17 protein-coding genes are annotated in these 18,281 nt (G+C 47.1%); 11 read left to right on the top strand and 6 right to left on the bottom strand.

Annotation, left to right across the window (positions count from 1 at the left end; translation table 11 throughout):
* Window positions 1-146 precede the first annotated feature (146 nt).
* From serC to pyrF, 10 genes are all read left to right on the top strand, one after another.
* Entirely contained in the window at window positions 147-1,229 is a 1,083-nt protein-coding gene (gene serC / locus L4D06_RS10340) for a 3-phosphoserine/phosphohydroxythreonine transaminase (protein ID WP_429739244.1), read from the top strand.
* A gap of 289 nt (window positions 1,230-1,518) precedes the next feature.
* The gene (locus L4D06_RS10345; RefSeq protein ID WP_429739246.1) at window positions 1,519-2,898 is read left to right on the top strand and encodes a uracil-xanthine permease family protein; all 1,380 of its coding nucleotides are present in this window, start codon (window positions 1,519-1,521) and stop codon (window positions 2,896-2,898) included.
* 143 nt (window positions 2,899-3,041) lie between these two features.
* Window positions 3,042-4,139 (top strand): ion channel, encoded by a 1,098-nt coding sequence (locus L4D06_RS10350; protein ID WP_429739248.1) that lies wholly within the window; start codon window positions 3,042-3,044, stop codon window positions 4,137-4,139.
* Window positions 4,140-4,251: 112 nt separating this feature from the next.
* Window positions 4,252-5,535 carry a 3-phosphoshikimate 1-carboxyvinyltransferase gene (gene aroA / locus L4D06_RS10355; RefSeq protein WP_429739250.1) on the top strand — a complete coding sequence of 428 codons (1,284 nt, stop codon included), beginning with the start codon at window positions 4,252-4,254 and terminating at the stop codon, window positions 5,533-5,535.
* Window positions 5,536-5,706: 171 nt separating this feature from the next.
* Complete coding sequence (gene cmk / locus L4D06_RS10360) at window positions 5,707-6,393, top strand: (d)CMP kinase (RefSeq protein ID WP_274165649.1); 687 nt, start codon at window positions 5,707-5,709, stop codon at window positions 6,391-6,393.
* Window positions 6,394-6,496: 103 nt separating this feature from the next.
* Window positions 6,497-8,167, top strand: a complete 1,671-nt coding sequence (gene rpsA, locus L4D06_RS10365; protein WP_274165650.1) for a 30S ribosomal protein S1 — start codon at window positions 6,497-6,499, stop codon at window positions 8,165-8,167.
* A 75-nt stretch (window positions 8,168-8,242) separates the two neighbouring features.
* Complete coding sequence (ihfB, locus tag L4D06_RS10370; RefSeq protein WP_028022728.1) at window positions 8,243-8,521, top strand: integration host factor subunit beta; 279 nt, start codon at window positions 8,243-8,245, stop codon at window positions 8,519-8,521.
* 227 nt (window positions 8,522-8,748) lie between these two features.
* Entirely contained in the window at window positions 8,749-9,033 is a 285-nt protein-coding gene (locus tag L4D06_RS10375; protein ID WP_028022727.1) for a LapA family protein, read from the top strand.
* A 6-nt stretch (window positions 9,034-9,039) separates the two neighbouring features.
* Window positions 9,040-10,209: a lipopolysaccharide assembly protein LapB gene (gene lapB / locus L4D06_RS10380; protein WP_274165651.1), complete on the top strand. Its 1,170-nt coding sequence runs from the start codon at window positions 9,040-9,042 to the stop codon at window positions 10,207-10,209.
* Between the two features lie 6 nt (window positions 10,210-10,215).
* Window positions 10,216-10,911 (top strand): orotidine-5'-phosphate decarboxylase, encoded by a 696-nt coding sequence (gene pyrF, locus L4D06_RS10385; protein ID WP_274165652.1) that lies wholly within the window; start codon window positions 10,216-10,218, stop codon window positions 10,909-10,911.
* Window positions 10,912-11,040: 129 nt separating this feature from the next.
* Here the strand turns inward: pyrF and L4D06_RS10390 are convergent, their stop codons facing one another.
* From L4D06_RS10390 to pspF, 6 genes are all read right to left on the bottom strand, one after another.
* Window positions 11,041-11,847 (bottom strand): peptide ABC transporter ATP-binding protein, encoded by an 807-nt coding sequence (locus L4D06_RS10390; protein ID WP_274165653.1) that lies wholly within the window; start codon window positions 11,845-11,847, stop codon window positions 11,041-11,043.
* Window positions 11,831-12,841: a peptide ABC transporter ATP-binding protein gene (locus L4D06_RS10395; RefSeq protein WP_028022723.1), complete on the bottom strand. Its 1,011-nt coding sequence runs from the start codon at window positions 12,839-12,841 to the stop codon at window positions 11,831-11,833. Before L4D06_RS10395 ends, L4D06_RS10390 begins: the two co-directional genes overlap by 17 nt.
* Window positions 12,841-13,728: a putrescine export ABC transporter permease SapC gene (gene sapC / locus L4D06_RS10400; RefSeq protein WP_274165654.1), complete on the bottom strand. Its 888-nt coding sequence runs from the start codon at window positions 13,726-13,728 to the stop codon at window positions 12,841-12,843. Before sapC ends, L4D06_RS10395 begins: the two co-directional genes overlap by 1 nt.
* A complete protein-coding gene (locus L4D06_RS10405; protein ID WP_274165655.1) occupies window positions 13,715-14,677 on the bottom strand; it encodes an ABC transporter permease in 963 nt (320 codons plus the stop codon). Before L4D06_RS10405 ends, sapC begins: the two co-directional genes overlap by 14 nt.
* A 3-nt stretch (window positions 14,678-14,680) precedes the next feature.
* Window positions 14,681-16,300: an ABC transporter substrate-binding protein SapA gene (gene sapA, locus L4D06_RS10410; protein ID WP_274165656.1), complete on the bottom strand. Its 1,620-nt coding sequence runs from the start codon at window positions 16,298-16,300 to the stop codon at window positions 14,681-14,683.
* Between the two features lie 109 nt (window positions 16,301-16,409).
* Window positions 16,410-17,411: a phage shock protein operon transcriptional activator gene (gene pspF, locus L4D06_RS10415; RefSeq protein WP_429739254.1), complete on the bottom strand. Its 1,002-nt coding sequence runs from the start codon at window positions 17,409-17,411 to the stop codon at window positions 16,410-16,412.
* 185 nt (window positions 17,412-17,596) lie between these two features.
* Here pspF and pspA point away from each other — a divergent pair, with 185 nt between their 5' ends.
* Window positions 17,597-18,262: a phage shock protein PspA gene (pspA, locus tag L4D06_RS10420; RefSeq protein ID WP_028022718.1), complete on the top strand. Its 666-nt coding sequence runs from the start codon at window positions 17,597-17,599 to the stop codon at window positions 18,260-18,262.
* Window positions 18,263-18,281: the final 19 nt, after the last annotated feature.

The following is an 18,281-nucleotide window of genomic DNA, read 5'->3' on the forward strand; positions in this document are numbered from 1 at the left end:
CTTGAGAAAGGTGATAAAACAAATAGAACATTATTTATTCATGACTTCCTACGCGCCTTATTCAGTAGCGCTGCCAGCAAAGGGATGAGTTGGCACTATTAAGAAAGTCATTATTAAGCGATTCAACGCAGGAGCATTCATAGATCATGGAAAAGGTACACAATTTCTCAGCAGGCCCAGCAATGCTGCCACAAGCCGTTTTGGAAAAAGTTCAGGCTGAACTGATTGACTGGAATGGCACTGGCTCGTCGGTGATGGAAATCTCCCACCGCAGCAAAGCGTTTTTGGCAGTAGTGGGTGAGGCTGAGAAAAACCTTCGTGAATTACTGTCCATCCCTGATAACTACCACGTTCTGTATGCTCAAGGTGGCGCTCGTGCGCAGTTTGCTGCCGTGCCAATGAACTTACTAGGCAGTAACACCATTGCGGATTATGTTGATGGCGGGTACTGGGCAGCAAGTGCGGTCAAAGAAGCGAAAAAATACTGTACGCCTAACGTTGTGACAGTAAAAACAGAGATTGATGGTAAACGTGCGGTACTTCCAGCTAAAGATTGGAAACTAAGTAGCGATGCAGCATTCGTGCATTTCTGTCCGAACGAAACCATTGATGGTATTGAAATACGCGATTTGCCAGAGACTAACAAGCCTATCGTTGCAGACATGTCGTCGACGATTTTGTCACGCCCGATTGATGTGTCTAAGTATGGTGTGATTTACGCGGGCGCTCAAAAGAACATTGGCCCGGCGGGCATTACCCTGATCATCGTCCGTGACGATTTGCTAGGCCGTGCGAAAGAATTCCTACCAAATGTACTTAACTACACGACGTTGGTAGAAAAAGATTCGATGTTCAATACCCCTCCAACGTTCGGTTGGTATCTCGCGGGTGAAGTCTACAAGTGGGTGAAAGAGCAAGGTGGCGTTGAAGCGATGCAGGTGAAGAATGAAGCGAAGGCTGCGTTGCTTTATGGCTATATCGATTCATCTGATTTCTACGTGAACAACATTCATGAGAGCAGTCGCTCATTGATGAATGTGCCATTCCAACTGGTCAACGCTGATCTAGATGAAGCATTCCTTGCGGAATCAGATGCGCGAGGCTTGAAAGCACTGAAAGGACACCGAGATGTTGGCGGCATGCGTGCATCAATTTACAACGCAATGTCGTTGGAAGGTGTGCAAGCATTGGTTGACTTTATGGAAGAGTTTGAAGCAAAACACGCATAACCTTTCATTCGCTATTGTGTCTGAAACCGCCCTTATTGTGGCGGTTTTTTTTTGCTTTTGTTTTGAGTTTGTTAAATGTGCGCGTTCTTTAGCCAGATGATTTGGTAGCGGAACGCAAACGTTTGCTTTTTGGTTGTGGCTGGATAAAATGGCGCGAAAATCTTCCCCATAATCATCACTTAACTATCTGATTGTTCTGAGTAACAGCAATCACAGAAGACGACTTTCAGATAACTCCTTTGCCCATTCAGCGCACAGGAGTAAGTGTACTTAAAGCAGGTATCAGTAAATGAACGATTCTCATCGTGCAGATAATGTTCGTCCATCAGAACTCATCTATGGACTCTATGACCGACCACCTCTACCACAAACCTTGTTTGCTGCGGTTCAGCACCTACTTGCTATGTTCGTTGCCGTTGTTACACCGTCGCTTATTATTTGCCAAGCATTGGGCCTGCCGACGGAAGACACGAATACGATCGTGAGCATGTCATTGTTTGCATCTGGTCTCGCTTCTTTTATTCAAATTCGAACACTCGGCCCAATGGGTTCAGGTCTGCTGTCTATTCAAGGTACGAGTTTCAATTTTCTAGGGCCAATTATTGGCTCAGGCCTTGCGATGAAAGCAGGCGGTGCGGATACAGAAACCATGATGGCAGCGATTTTTGGTACCATCATGATTGCCTCGTTGACCGAGGTTTTCCTTTCTCGTGTGCTTGAGCATGCCCAACGCATTATTACGCCATTAGTGTCGGGTATTGTTGTCACCCTTATTGGTCTCACACTTATCCAAGTGGGGTTAACCTCAATGGGGGGCGGTTATGCCGCCATTGAAAACGGGACTTTTGGCGAACCGAAAAATCTGCTTTTAGCAGGTTCAGTGCTCGCTGTCATTGTGCTACTCAATCGCATCAACAATCCTTACTTGCGGGTTTCTTCTATTGTTATCGCCATGTCTGTGGGTACCTTGATAGCGTTTGCTCTGGGTATGGTGAACACCGCGCCGACTGACAATGTGGAATGGCTTGCGATACCAAAGCCAATGCAATATGGACTTGCTTTTGACTTCTCGTTACTTGTTCCGTTGGTGATTGTGTTTTTGGTCACATCGTTGGAAGCGATAGGGGATATTACTGCAACGTCGGAAACGTCTGAACAGCCGGTTTCTGGTCCTGTATACATGAAACGCATTAAAGGCGGCGTGTTGGCTGACGGCGTAAACTCAGCGCTAGCAGCCGTGCTAAATAGTTTTCCTAATTCAACGTTTAGCCAAAACAATGGCATTATTCAACTCACGGGTGTAGCGAGTCGCTACATTGGCTTCTTTGTGGCGGGTATGTTGGTTATCCTCGGTCTTGTACCTGGCGTTGCGACCTTGGTTCAGTTAATTCCTGAGCCGGTACTAGGCGGCGCCACCATTGTGATGTTTGGTACGATTGCCGCATCGGGTATTCGCATCATTTCGCGTTGTGAACTTAACCGCCGTGCCATTCTCATCATGGCGCTATCTTTCTCTATGGGATTGGGTATTGCTCAAAAACCGGAGATCCTCCAGTTCATGCCAGATTGGGTGAGAAACATTCTTTCTTCAGGGATGGCGGCGGGTGGTTTAACAGCGATTATTCTTAATTTAGTGCTGCCAATGGAAGATAAACTGTCAGACAAATAAACCACTGACTAGAAAGGTAGCCAATTCGGAAAAAGGGTTGGCTACCTAGTTCGTTTATTTCCATATATCCCTTCGTCGTTAACCATCTTCTTATCCTCACTTTCGTATTTCAGTCTCTATACTGAGAAAGTGGAGGTGTCGCTATGTCAAATCGCTCTGAGTCTGCACAAGTTGGAAGTATGAAATCGTCTTCCGATTTATCACCGTCAACGACGAATGCAGATGCTAGTCATCATGAATCTATACCATTGCAAGCACAGTCATTTCAGGCGTGTCAGTATTGTGATCCTGAAGGCGAACAACACGCATGTCATGAACCTGCAGAAGAGTCGGGTTTTTGCTTTTGGCATGATGAAAATGCTTCCAAGGATGCACCTGATGTAAAAGCGCGTCTTGAAGCTTATGCAAAAGACGGAGGACAACTTCGAGGGATCATTGTTAAGCGTGCTGACCTTCGAGATGTTAACTTGGTGAAACACGGCCCTGGCGGAGGTTACGACCTGAGTTATGCCAACTTCTATCGTTCGAATATGACGTCAGCTCACCTGTTTAATGCCAAGTTTGATCATGGAAGCTTGATGAAGGCCGACCTCCATGATGCCAATGTTCATTGTGCCAGCTTTATTAACTGTAATCTTTTGGGCGTAAAACTGACCGATACCAAGATCGACAACATCAAGGTTGGGAATATCCTTCAACAAGAAGCCGAAGGGAAAGTAGCAGAGCGGGGAAGGGACATGGAAAAAGCACTCGATCTTTACGAGCAATCTGAAGAGATATATCGGGATTTACGTAAGGCATCAGAAGCTCATGGCATCTTCACTATGGCAGGCTATTTTTTACAGAAAGAACTGACAATGCGCCGTTACCAAATGCCATATATGTCAACGCAACGGGCGATGTCTAAGACAGTAGATTTATTTTGTGGTTACGGAGAAAGCCCCATTCGCGTGGTGTTTTTCTCCCTTGCTTTGATATTGATAAGTGCGATGCTCTATTTCATTACTGGCATTCAGTATGCAGGAGACCCTGTCGGCTATTCGTCTGAACTTGGGTTAGGTAGTAATGCGCAGGCATTTGCAGAGTGTCTCTACTACAGCGTCGTGACGTTTACGACTTTAGGGTATGGTGACTACATACCCGTGGGGATGTCGCGATTAGTTGCTGCGACGGAAGCCTTTACTGGCAGTTTCACTATCGCGCTCTTCGTGGTGGTTTTTGTGAAGAAAATGACGCGTTAACAGTTAGACCAATGTAAATAATCAAAATAATCGAAAGCAGCGGGGGCTAGCCGAACCGCTGCTTTTTCGTTACTCTCGGGGTACGAAAAATTAAGGATCCCAAGTATTTCACATGGAGCAATTGACGTTACAACCTATTTCAACCATTAATGGTGAAGTGAACCTTCCTGGTTCAAAGAGCGTGTCAAACCGCGCATTGCTTTTAGCCGCACTCGCTAAAGGCACAACACGACTAACTAACCTGCTCGACAGTGATGACATTCGTCATATGCTCAATGCCTTGACAAAGTTGGGTGTGACATATCGTTTATCTGACGATAAAACAGTCTGTGAAGTTGAAGGCCTAGGTGGTCCTTTTCGTACGTCAGAATCTATAGAATTGTTCTTAGGCAATGCTGGAACGGCAATGCGACCACTGGCTGCAGCGTTGTGTGTTGGCCAAGGCGATTATGTGCTGACAGGCGAGCCTCGCATGAAAGAGCGTCCAATTGGTCACTTGGTTGATGCGATGGTGACGGTTGGCGCAGACGTCACTTATTTGGAAAACGAAAACTACCCACCACTAAAAATTGTGAGCAAAGATATCAATGGCGGCGACGTCGAAATTGATGGCACAATTTCAAGCCAGTTTTTGACTGCACTTCTTATGACTGCGCCCCTATTTAGCGGTGATACCAATATTCGCATCAAAGGCGATTTGGTATCTAAACCTTACATCGACATTACATTGCACATCATGGCGCAGTTTGGTGTTGAAGTTGCTAATAACGATTACCAAACCTTCCAAGTTAAGGGCAATCAGTCCTACATTGCGCCAGGTGACTTCTTAGTCGAAGGGGATGCTTCTTCAGCATCGTACTTTCTTGCAGCTGCGGCGATTAAAGGCGGCGAAGTGAAAGTCACGGGTATTGGTAAGAAAAGCGTTCAAGGCGATGTTAAGTTTGCAGACGCGTTGGCAGCAATGGGCGCAGAAATTGAATGGGGTGATGACTATGTGATTGCTCGCCGCGGTGAATTGAAAGCGGTAGATTTAGATTTCAACCATATTCCTGATGCTGCCATGACCATTGCGACTGCGGCATTGTTTGCAGAAGGCACCACGTCTATCCGTAACGTATACAACTGGCGAGTAAAAGAAACTGATCGCCTGTCTGCTATGGCAACGGAGCTGCGTAAAGTGGGCGCGGAAGTGGAAGAGGGCGAAGATTACATCACTATCACGCCAACGGCTAATATCCAGCACGCTGAGATTGACACGTATGATGATCACCGTATGGCGATGTGCTTTTCGCTTGTTGCATTAAGCGATACACCAGTGACCATCAATGATCCTAAGTGCACATCTAAAACGTTTCCTGACTATTTCGAAAAATTGGCCGGGTTGTCAAAAGGCTAAATTTGATTGGCATTACGAACGTGAAAAACAGGTCGGCTTATCGCCGACCTGTTTTTTTGGTCCGTAGTTCCCTATAATACGCCCCCGATTCCTCAGAGCGGCGTATTGTTCGGTGAATCGCTGAATATTTGTCTTATTACCGCTTTGAACGTACATGATTTGGAGAAGTCTATGTCTACTCTCGCACCCGTAATTACTGTTGATGGCCCAAGCGGCGCTGGCAAAGGAACACTTTGCATGCTGTTGGCTGAAAAACTGGGTTGGCATTTGCTCGACTCTGGTGCGATCTATCGTGTACTTGCTCTTGCTGCCATTCATCACGGTGTTGACCCTGAGTCAGAAGATGCATTGGTTCCCCTTGCTGCTCACCTTGATGTTCAGTTCAAAGCTGAAGGTGAGTTGGTGAAAGTTATTTTGGAAGGCGAAGACGTATCTAGCGAGCTTCGCAAAGAAGAAACGGGTATGGCTGCATCGAAAGTGGCTGCCCTGCCACGTGTTCGTGAAGCGTTACTCCGCCGTCAACGTGCTTTTGCAGAAGCGCCAGGGCTGGTTGCTGATGGCCGAGACATGGGAACGGTTGTTTTCCCTAAAGCGGAAGTGAAAATTTTCCTTGATGCTAGCGCTGAAGAGCGCGCTACTCGCCGCATGAACCAGTTGCAACTAAAGGGGTTAGATGTTAACTTTGACCGCCTTTTGAACGAAATTCAGGAACGTGATGACCGAGATCGCAACCGCGCAGTCGCGCCATTACGTCCCGCGGACGATGCACTATTGCTAGATTCAACTTCTCTCAACATTGAGCAGGTGCTTGAGCAAGCATTGTCCTATATTGAAAGTAAATTTACCGTTACTTCTTGAAGTAGCGGCAAAGCCGTTGGTCGCAAGGATGATGACCGACATTAATATCAACCCCACGTGGTAGGATACCCGTGGACGTTTAAACTAATTGAAGATCAAATTAATGACTGAATCTTTTGCTTCACTCTTTGAAGAATCGCTAAAAACGATTGAAACTCGCCCAGGTGCCATCGTTAAAGGTACTGTTGTAGCTATCGCGAACGGTTACGTTCTTGTTGATGCTGGCCTGAAATCAGAGTCTTCTATCCCTGCAGAGCAATTCAAAAACGCTGCTGGCGAACTAGAAATCGAAGTTGGTGCTGAAGTTGACGTTGCACTTGACGCTATCGAAGATGGCTTCGGTGAAACTCAACTGTCTCGTGAAAAAGCAAAACGTCACGAAGCTTGGATCCAACTTGAGAAAGCTTACGAAGAAGCTGAAACTGTTATCGGTGTTATCAACGGTAAAGTTAAAGGTGGTTTCACTGTTGAGCTGAACGGCATCCGTGCGTTCCTACCTGGTTCACTGGTTGACGTTCGTCCAGTACGTGACACTGCTCACCTGGAAGGCAAAGAGCTGGAGTTCAAAGTTATCAAGCTAGACCAGAAGCGCAACAACGTTGTTGTTTCTCGTCGTGCTGTTATCGAATCTGAAAACAGCGTTGAGCGTGATGAACTACTTGCTTCTCTGCAAGAAGGTATGGAAGTTAAAGGTATCGTTAAGAACCTGACTGACTACGGTGCATTCGTAGATCTAGGCGGTGTTGACGGCCTGCTTCACATCACTGACATGGCTTGGAAACGCGTTAAGCACCCATCAGAAATCGTTAACGTTGGTGACGAAATTCTGGTTAAAGTTCTTAAGTTCGACCGTGACCGTACTCGCGTATCACTAGGTCTTAAGCAACTTGGCGAAGATCCATGGGTAGCAATCGCTAACCGTTACCCAGAAGGTCACAAGCTGACTGGTCGTGTAACTAACCTAACTGATTACGGCTGCTTCGTAGAAATCGAAGAAGGCGTTGAAGGTCTAGTACACGTTTCTGAAATGGACTGGACTAACAAAAACATTCACCCATCTAAAGTTGTTAACGTGGGTGACGAAGTTGAAGTTATGGTTCTGGACATCGACGAAGAGCGTCGCCGTATCAGCCTGGGTCTGAAACAATGTAAGAACAACCCATGGCAAGTATTTGCAGAAATGCAAAACAAAGGCGATCGCGTAACTGGTAAGATCAAGTCTATCACTGACTTCGGTATCTTCATCGGTCTTGACGGCGGTATCGACGGCCTAGTTCACCTGTCTGACATTTCTTGGAATGTTGCAGGCGAAGACGCTGTTCGCGACTTCAAGAAAGGCGATGAGATCTCTGCAGTAGTTCTTCAGGTTGATGCTGAGCGTGAGCGTATCTCACTAGGTATCAAGCAAATGGAAGAAGACCCGTTCAACAACTACCTAGCTGATTTCAAGAAAGGTACTATTGTTAAGGGTAAAGTAACTGCAGTTGACGCTAAAGGCGCAACCGTTGAGCTGATCGAAGGCGTTGAAGGTTACCTACGTGCTTCTGAAGCATCACGTGACCGCGTTGAAGATGCAACTCTAGTTCTTGCAGTTGGCGACGAAGTTGAAGCTAAGTTCACCGGTGTTGACCGTAAGAACCGCGTAGTTAACTTGTCAGTACGTGCGAAAGACGAAGCTGAAGAGCAAGAAGCAATGGCAACTCTGAACAAAGCTGACGAAGCTGCGTTCGGTAATGCAATGGCTGACGCGTTCAAAGCTGCGAAAAGCGAATAATTAATGCATTGTGAGGGGGAAAATTTCCTCCTCTACAGTTATACTGTTGAGAAACATACTAAAAGCGGGGTGTACATGACCAAGTCTGAGCTAATCGAAAGACTATGCAGTCAACAAACCCATCTTTCTGCCAAACAGGTAGAAGATGCCATCAAGGAAATCCTTGAACACATGGCCACTACACTCGAGGAAGGTGACAGAATCGAGATTCGTGGTTTTGGTAGTTTCTCTTTGCATTATCGCGCTCCTCGTGTTGGACGCAATCCAAAGACAGGCGACAAGGTTGAGTTGGACGGTAAATACGTTCCTCATTTTAAACCTGGTAAGGAGCTTCGCGACCGAGTTAACCTTTAAGGTTGATTTGCTTTCGAACAAAAAACGGCATGCGTTATGTGTGCCGTTTTTTTTATGCCTAATACAATGGTCTGACAAGGCAAATTGCTGCATAATCACTGGTATACCCAAGCCACTTTGAACCACACAAATTAAGGTGTCTTAGGTATAATAGTCCAACAAGCAAGTCATCGATGTTAGACGTTTCAGTCTTGCTCATCGTTGGAAGAAATTAAGAGGGAATGACTGTGAAGATTATTGGTATCGTTTTACTGGTCCTGTGTTTTCTAATCACGCTTGCTTTAGGTGCGCAAAATCAGGAAGTGGTTAATTTTAACTACCTGGTAGCACAGGGTGAGTTTAGATTGTCTCTACTACTGGGCGTGGTATTTGGTTCTGGATTCGCACTCGGCTGGTTGATTTGTGGCATGTTGTACATCAGAGCGAAGATGTCAGTGGCTATGATGAAAAAACAAGTCAACAGACAGCGCCAGGAGTTGGACAAACTGAGAATCGACGCCGTTAAGGAATAATCGTAAATGCTTGAGCTGTTGTTTCTATTGCTACCAATCGCCGCTGGTTACGGTTGGTATATGGGCAATAGGAATGCTCGTCATCGTAAGCAGGATCAGTCTCATCATTTATCGAGACAATATGTAGCAGGTTTAAACCTCCTTTTATCTGATCAATCAGACAAAGCCGTTGACCTGTTCATCGAACTGCTCCAAGTCGATAACGAGACTATTGATACCCACTTAGCACTCGGCAATCTTTTCCGTTCCCGTGGAGAAGTAGACCGTGCGATTCGTATCCACCAAAATCTCATCGCTCGTCCTAATCTTACTCTCGATCAACGCAATCTCGCGCTTCAACAGCTTGCCAAAGACTATATGGTCGCGGGGTTCTTTGACCGCGCAGAGAAAATTTTTCACCAATTGATCGATGAACCTGACTACAAGCAATTTGCCCTGCAGCAGTTGCTTGCGATTTACCAACAGACGCGTGAATGGGATAAAGCCATTGATATTGCAACGCGTTTGGTTAAGTCAGGGAAGAGCAAACTCAAACGAGACATTTCACATTTCTATTGTGAGCTTGCCATGCAGATGCTGGCTGACGGTGATGAGAAAGCCACAAGACAATTACTCCGTCGCGCATTGTCGTCTGACAAGGGATGCGTGAGAGCATCGATAATGTTGGCCCGCATCGACATAGGAAACGAAGATTATCGCGATGCCGCAAGAGGTCTCGAACAGGTGCTGGAACAAGATATCGACTTTGTCAGCGAAGCATTACCGTTATTGGCAACCTGTTATCAGCACATGGACAAAGAAATGTCCTTGGTTCGCTTCCTTAAAAACTGCATTGAGAAAAACACCGGTGCATCGGCTGAGTTGATGATGTCTGACATCATTAGCGATCACGAAAACCCAGCCATGGCGCAGAGCTTCTTAACGAGACAGCTCACCAAAAACCCAACCATGAAAGGCTTCCATAAATTGATGGAGCTCCACGTTGAGCAAGCAGAAGAAGGCCGAGGTAAAACCAGCCTGACGACACTTAAGCATTTGGTTGCGGAACAGTTAAAAGTGAAGCCACATTATCGCTGCCGAAAATGTGGATTTTCAACTCACTCGTTGTACTGGCATTGCCCATCATGCAAAGGGTGGGGTTCGATAAAACCCATCAGAGGTCTAGACGGAGAATAATTAGGAATGCAGGATCCAAAAGTTATTGTTGCATTAGATTACCCAAACATTGATCAGGCGCTTGCGTTTGTCGATCGTATTGAGCCAGGTAGTTGCCACCTGAAAGTGGGTAAGGAAATGTTTACCCTTTATGGTCCTGACTATGTGCGCAAGCTTCATGATCGTGGTCATACTGTTTTTCTGGATCTGAAATTTCACGATATTCCTAATACCTGTGCACGTGCTGTTGCGGCGGCAGCAGAATTGGGTGTGTGGATGGTGAACGTTCACGCAAGTGGTGGTGAGCGAATGATGGTTGCAGCGCGTGAAGCATTGGAACCGTATGGGAAAGATAAACCACTGCTAATTGGCGTGACAGTGTTGACCAGCATGGAACAAAGCGATCTTATGGGTATTGGTATCAACCGAGAGCCACAAGAACACGTAATGTCTCTGGCTTCGCTCACACGTAACGCGGGCTTAGACGGTGTGGTGTGTTCAGCGCATGAGTCGAACATGCTGAAATCAGCGCTGGGACAAGACTTCAAACTGGTGACGCCAGGTATTCGTCCAGCGGGTTCCGATGCAGGCGACCAACGCCGTATTATGACCCCTGTAGAAGCAGTGACCGCGGGTTCTGATTACTTGGTTATCGGTCGTCCCATTACGCAAGCAGCAGATCCTATGCAGGTGCTCACAGAGATTAACGCCTCTTTGGCTTAACACGATAGGCCCGATCATTTGGCTTGAGCAAACGCTGTTAGCGCAAATGTCAAAAGAGCGGCTTTTAGCCGCTCTTTTCGTTTTCATTCAGTGATGGAATTGCCTCGAGTCAGGCCAATAAACCGCACGTTATGCCATGTTGTATCTTGAACGTCGGTCCATGGTTGGCGCGGTAAAGTGACTTTCAATAAGACGTTGCGTCAATGCATGTTGCGGGTCAGAAAAGACAGACTGCGTTGTGCCAGATTCAACCACTTCACCATTTTGCATCACCATCACTTTGTCAGCGACATGCTTGATAACTCCCATGTGTTGTGACACATAGATATAGGAAAGCCCCATTAACTCCTGCAACTCTAGAAGTAGGTTTAGGATCTGGGAACGCATAGACATATCTAAGCCATTCAGTGCTTCGTCCGCAACAATGACACAAGGCTGCAGAATTAGCGCTCTTGCCAAGGAGATGCGCTGTTTTTGCCCAGTCGCTAACATTTGCGGATAGAAATAGGCATGTTCTGGTAAAAGTCCGACTTGGCGTAGCGTGTCATTGACTCGACGCTCACGCTCTTGCGGCGTCATATTGGTATTTCGCTTAAGAGGGCTTTCGAGTATTTGACCAATTTGATTACGAGGATTCAGCGATGTATTAGGATCTTGGAAAATCATCCGAATCAACTTACATCGTGTTTTGTAATCATTTGGTCGAAGCACTTCGCCATTCACGCGAACTTCGCCACCTGTCGGCATGACAACACCCGCGAGCATTTTCGCTAACGTCGATTTTCCTGAGCCATTTTCGCCGATGAATGCCAGAGTTTCACCCGCGTCCAATGAGAAAGATACAGGCTTTACCGCTTCAATCACGCGCTTAGTGAAAATACCGGTGCGGTATTGATAGTTTTTGGATAAGCCATCAACTTCAAGCAGTGCGGTCATGTTTTTTGGCTTCCATATTGAGAGGGAAATGACAGGCGAATTTGTGATTCTTCACTTTGATGGTACGTGGTACTTCAACACACTTTCGTTGTGCGTAAGGGCAGCGTGGCCCCAATCGACAACCGATCGGGAGATGCTGTAACGGTGGAATAGAACCAGGAAGCGCCGCCAGTTTACTTTTATGGGGAATGTCTTTACTGAAATCAGGCATGGCACGAAGTAAGGCATCAGTGTAAGGGTGATGCGGCTTTTCGATAATTTGCTTTCGTCCTGCCGATTCAACCGACTGACCACAATACATCACAGTGATACGGTCGGCCCACTGTGTGACTGTCGTGAGGTCGTGACTGATTAATAAGATGGTGGTGTTAGCAATTTGGTTGGTGCGGCTTAGAAGACGGAAAATTTGCGCCTGTGTAATGGGGTCCAAATCGGCTGTTGGTTCATCAGCAATCAATAGTTGAGGGCGATTGGCGATGGCCATGGCAATCATCACCTTTTGGCATTCCCCATCTGTTAATTCATAGGGGTAGCTTTTCATCACGCGTTTATGATCTTTGATACCCACCTTGTGAAGCAGTGCGATAGATTGTTGTTTACGCCAAGATAAGCGCTGCCACCAACTTCCGCTAAATGAGCTCGAAGGAATGGCTTCTTCTAACTGATATCCCACTTCTTCTGAAGGGTCGAGACAGGTCGATGGCTCTTGGAAGATCATTGCAATGTCTTTACCAACAACATGGCGACGCTCTCGAGCAGGCAGTGAAAGTAGGTCAATATTACCAAGTCTTAAGCGATCCGCACTGACACGCCAGTTGTCTTTGGTGACGCCACAAATGGCTTTTGCAACCAGACTTTTTCCTGAACCAGACTCGCCAACCAAGCCTCGGATCTCACCTTCATTGATGGTTAAGCTCATACGGTCAACCGCTTTGACGGGACCTTGAGGCGTATCGATTTCAATGGTGAGGTGTCGTATATCTAACAGTGGCATTATTCTGTTCCTGCGTTTAACGCTTGGCTAACGCCGTCACCGACGAGGTTGACCACAAGTACACTTATCATGATAGCTAATCCGGGCAGGGTAACAGTCCAAGGGGCTGTAAACACCAATTCGATGGAGTCTCCCAGCATTGCGCCCCATTCTGGGGATGGTGCTTGTGCACCCAAACCCAGAAAACCGAGTGCCGCAATATCTAAAATAGCAACGGAAATAGCACGTGTAAGTTCAGTGCTTAGGACAATCAAAATATTCGGCAGTACTGAGTGATACAGTAAATAGAAGCTGTTTGCGCCATCGAGCCGCGAAGCCAATATGTACTCTTTTTCCATTTCGGCATGCACCGCGGTATAAACGGCACGAATGAAACGGGGTATCAGAGCAAGCCAAACCGCCAACAGAATGCTGACTTCACCCGGTCCATAAAATGCCACCACAATAATGGCAAGAAGCAGAGAGGGGATTGACAGTATGGTATCTAGTAAATGGTTGAGAAAGCTTGATTTTAGACCCGATGTCATGCCAGCCAAAATACCAATCAATACGCCAAGTACAGCGGCGGCAAGTGCGACCAATACGGCATAGCCAAAGGTTAAACGTGATCCCGCAATCAGACGAGACAGCATGTCGCGCGTTAAATCATCGGTTCCCAAAAAGTAATCAACGGTACCTGCGTTATCCCATGACGGAGGCTGCAGCAGGTGACCCGTCTGAAACTGCGGGTCGTAAGGGGATATCCAAGGCGCAAGCAGTGTGATGAGTATGAGGATGCATAGCCACCAGAAGCCGAAGACCGCTAAGGTGTTTTCACGAAATGCTTTCCATGAACGCTCTAGCTGCGTCGGGATGTGCTGCTCTAAATAAACACTATTTGAGGGCATACCATTCCTTCCTTGCAAGCGGGCTGATTGCCGCACCGGCTAAATCGGAGAAAATGTTGGCAAGCAGCACCACGCTGCCTACAGCCAATACGCCTGCCTGTACCGTGACATAGTCTTGAAAACTCAGTGCGTTGAGTAGCCAAGTTCCGATGCCAGGCCAGTTGAATATGGATTCAGTGATGATTGCGAACGTCATCATGGTGGAGATTTGGATACCAAATTTGGGAATAATTGGAGGCAACGCATTCTTTAATACGTGTCGCATGACGATCTCTGATTTAGACAAGCCTTTAGTGGCAGCCGCTTTAATGTAATTTTGACTCATCACGTCTGCCACAGAATCGCGCAGCAACTTAATGATTTCGGTCGTGGGCGCGACAGCGAGCACGAGCGTTGGCATCACAAGATGTCGAATGATGTCTTCGATAGCTTGGCTGCGTTGGGGGTGATTGGAAATCAACACATCCACTAAGGCAAAGCCAGTGACCGTAGGGATCTCAAACAACAAGTTGTAACGGCCAGAAACAGGTAGCCAACCTAGATAGAGTGAAAACACCATGATCATCAATATAGCCATCCAAAAGATAGGCATCGAAAATGTCAGTAACGTGATGGAGGAAATCATAATGTCAGCGGCAGACCCGCGACGAATTCCAGCCAAGGTACCAAAAGGAATACCGATGATGAGCGCCAAAAGAAAGGCAAAAAAGCACAGTTCTAGGGTGGCAGGAAACACCTGAGAAAGTGATTCAGTTACCGGTAGACCGCTGGCTGAAATACCAAGGTCACCTTGCATTAGCTGGCGTAGATATTGAAACCAGCCAGTCCAAAATTCTTGTTGATTAAAAACCGAAAAAGGGTCGAGCCGAACAATGTTGTAGCCGATCAATGTCAGGATCAGCAAAGTAATAATGAAGAGATTGAGCCTGCGAATCGCGTAGATCAACATAGATCACTGGCTCCTAGAAACATTGGCAAAAGATTTGTCTCCGAAAGGACTCAGGGTAATTCCCTGAAGCTTGGCATTTCTCGCTTGATAATGAACGCCATGTGCGAGAGGAATAATAGGCATGCGTTCTTGTAAAATGGCTTGTGCGTTTAAGTAGAGTTCACGGCGATCTTCTCGCACATCCGTCGCGATAGCAGCATCAAGGTAACGGTCAAAATAGCGGTTACACCAATTGGAAAGATTCCAACCCGTAAACTTGGCATTGCAAGACAAGAGCGGGCGAAGGAAATTATCAGGGTCGCCATTATCTGCAATCCAGCCCGTCAGCACCATATCTAAATCAGCGGGATCTTGTCTAAGTTGTTTCCGGTTAATATCTTCTTGTGCCACGAGATTCACGGTGATGCCAATCATCGCGAGGTTTGATTGAATCAACTCTGCCGCTTTTCGTGGGCTAGGGTTATAGGATTTTGGCGTGAGCGGCACAAGAAGGTCCACCGTAAAGCCGTGACGATACCCCGCTTTGGCCATCAACCCAAGCGCCAGTTGCGGGTCAAAGGCAATGGCGTTTTGCTCGTCATACGCCCATGACATCGGTGGCAACATGCCTGTGGCTGCGGTTCCTGTTCCGTAGTAAACCGATTGAATGAGTGTATCGCGGTTAATCGCCAAACTAATGGCCTGACGCACCTCTAGTTCCGACAGCGCGGGGTGACGGGTGTTGAGAGCAAGGAAGGCGACGTTCATGCCTGTTTGTGATGCGAGAACGAAGTCAGGGTTCTTTTTGATGACTGACAATTGGCTGGCGATAGGAGAGGACAAGACATCGCACTCACGTGTGATCAGCTTGGTAAATGTGCCTGTACCTCGGTTGCTAATGTCGTAAGCAATCTGCTCCATGGGCGCTGCGCCATTCCAGTATCCCCAGTGGCGTTTTAAGCGAATGTACCGATGAGGCTGATAGTCATCCAAAAAGAAAGCGCCTGAACCGACAGGGTGAGTGTCGATTCGTTCTGGTGTACCAGAAGAAAGCAAGTGCTGGGCGTATTCAGAGGAGTGAACAACGGCATACGTAGTAGCGAGAGAGGAAAGGAAAGACACATCAGGGCGCGATAAGATGAATTTGACTTTGTAGTCCCCAATGGCAACCACATCATCGATCAGGCTTTCAAAATCCATACTGTCGAACCAAGGGTATTCCCCCCCAGAAACCTCATGGTAGGGATGCTCCGGATCGATAAGTCGCTTAAAGCTAAAAACGACATCTTGGGCGCTGACACCGCGATGGGGAATAAACCACTCAGTGACTTGAAACGTCGCGCTGCGTCGAAGATCAAACGTGTACTCTTTGCCATCTTCACTCACTTGCCAACTTTGCGCCAGCATGGGAATGGGCTGGTAGGTATCGGGATCAAGCTGCAACAGACGGTCGAAGATCTGACTGGATAGGGCGTCAGCCGTCAGACCACCATCGGTGAGTTGGGGGTTAAATGTATTTGGCTGACCCGGGCCGCAATAGATGAACCCGCGGTTTCGCGCAGAGTTGTCGGAGAACGGATCTTCGCATCCTGCCAATAGGAGAATGGTAACGCTTGCGAGTAGCAAGCGGCTTAGCGCGCTCATAAGCCAATGATTAGGTAATAAAGTTAAGATGTTAATTTACCACTGAAGCAACAAAGTCACCAAGTCACGGTGCAAATAACAGAGTGATTTCAGAACAACAAACCAAAATTCATTCTGATTCGGTGTTTTCCTCACCAACCAAGTTGTATTTACGTAATAAGCCTCTTACTTGATGGTAGCTCAAGCCCAGCAGTTCTGCGGCGCGTCTTTGGTTGAACTTGGCATGTGTCATGGCATATTCGACAATGTCTTTTTCTTGATTCTGTTGCCACTGACGCAAATCCATCGGCAAGATAAATTGAGGCTGTGCGGTAGGTTCAGGTGTTGCTGAAGTTGTCCACGGCGCTTGATACGGGTCTAACAAGATGGCGTCGACAGGCGTGTCTTCGTCTGCATGCCGATAAATAGCACGTTCAACCACGTTCTTTAGCTCACGTACGTTGCCGGGCCAGTGATAGTCGTGGAGTGCATTCATGGCATTTGCCGTAAAACCAGAGAAGTAACGATAGCCCAGCTCTCGACACATCTTCAGCGCGTAATATTCGGCTAATAAAGCGATATCGCCTTGGCGCTCTCGAAGTGGTGGGAGGTGGATGACATCAAACGCGAGCCGGTCGAGCAAGTCAGCACGAAACTTCCCGTCAGCGGCGAGTTCAGGCAAGTTTTCGTTGGTGGCACAGATGAGTCTTACGTCGGAGCTCAGCATATCGCTGCCGCCGACACGCTCATACTCACCGTATTCAATCACGCGGAGCAGTTTTTCTTGAACCCCAAGTGGCGATGTTGCCAGCTCATCTAAGAAGAGCGTGCCACCTTCTGCACGTTCAAATCGCCCTTTGTGCCGACCTTTAGCGCCGCTAAAAGACCCCGCTTCATGACCAAACAGTTCGGAATCAATTAACCCTTCGCTCAAAGCCGCACAGTTCAGGCTGACGAGTGGGCCATCCCATCGACGTGATAAGTAGTGCAGTCGCTTTGCGATGAGCTCTTTACCTGTGCCGCGCTCACCCAGCAAGAGGACGGGACGATTCAGTGGCGCGATTCGAGAAACATGATCGAGCACTGATAGGAAGTGATCCGATTCGCCAATAAGATTGTCAGGTTTCTGCATGGTTAAATTTACCAACTGTTAGTTTATTTCATCATACCTTGGTGGCGGCATAATGCATAAAATAATTTAAACTTATGATATTAAAGAAAAATAAAAGTTGGCACAGTGTTTGATATAAGAAAACCAATGAGGTCATTCCTCAATCGGTAGGCGCAAAGGGCGCATTCGGAATAAGGAGCATCACAATGGGTATTTTCTCTCGCTTTGCAGACATCGTTAACGCTAACGTCAATTCGCTATTGGATAAAGCAGAAGATCCACAAAAAATGGTTCGACTGATCATTCAAGAAATGGAAGATACGTTGGTAGAAGTGCGCACATCTTCAGCGCGTGCGTTGGCTGACAAAAAAGAACTGGCGCGTAAAATTGATGGTATCGAACGCCAATTGGCTGATTGGCAAGAAAAAGCCACGTTAGCACTACAGAAATCTCGCGAAGATCTGGCACGTGCCGCGTTAATTGAAAAACAGAAAGTGCACGATATCTTGCTGACTTTAAATGAAGAGTTCCATTTGGTAGAAGAGACCATTGGGAAACTTGGCAACGAAGTCGCTGAACTGGAAACCAAGCTGGCAGAAACGCGAGCGCGTCAACAAGCGTTGGTCATTCGTCGTGAAGCGGCAGGCAAACGCTTGGATGTGCGTCGTCAACTCGACACAGGACGTACTGATGAAGCGTTAGCAAAATTCGAGCAGTACGAGCGTCGTATTGATGAGCTTGAAGCGGAAGCCGAGAGTTACAGTGTTGGCAAAGGCAAACGCCTAGAAGACGAATTTGCTGACCTTCAAGCGCAAGATGAAATTGAAAAAGAGCTCGCTCGCATGAAAGCGGAACTCAAAGACAAAGAATAAAACCTAACAAGGTAAGGAG

Source organism: Enterovibrio makurazakiensis (assembly GCF_050336585.1).
GTDB classification, from domain to species: domain Bacteria; phylum Pseudomonadota; class Gammaproteobacteria; order Enterobacterales; family Vibrionaceae; genus Enterovibrio; species Enterovibrio gelatinilyticus.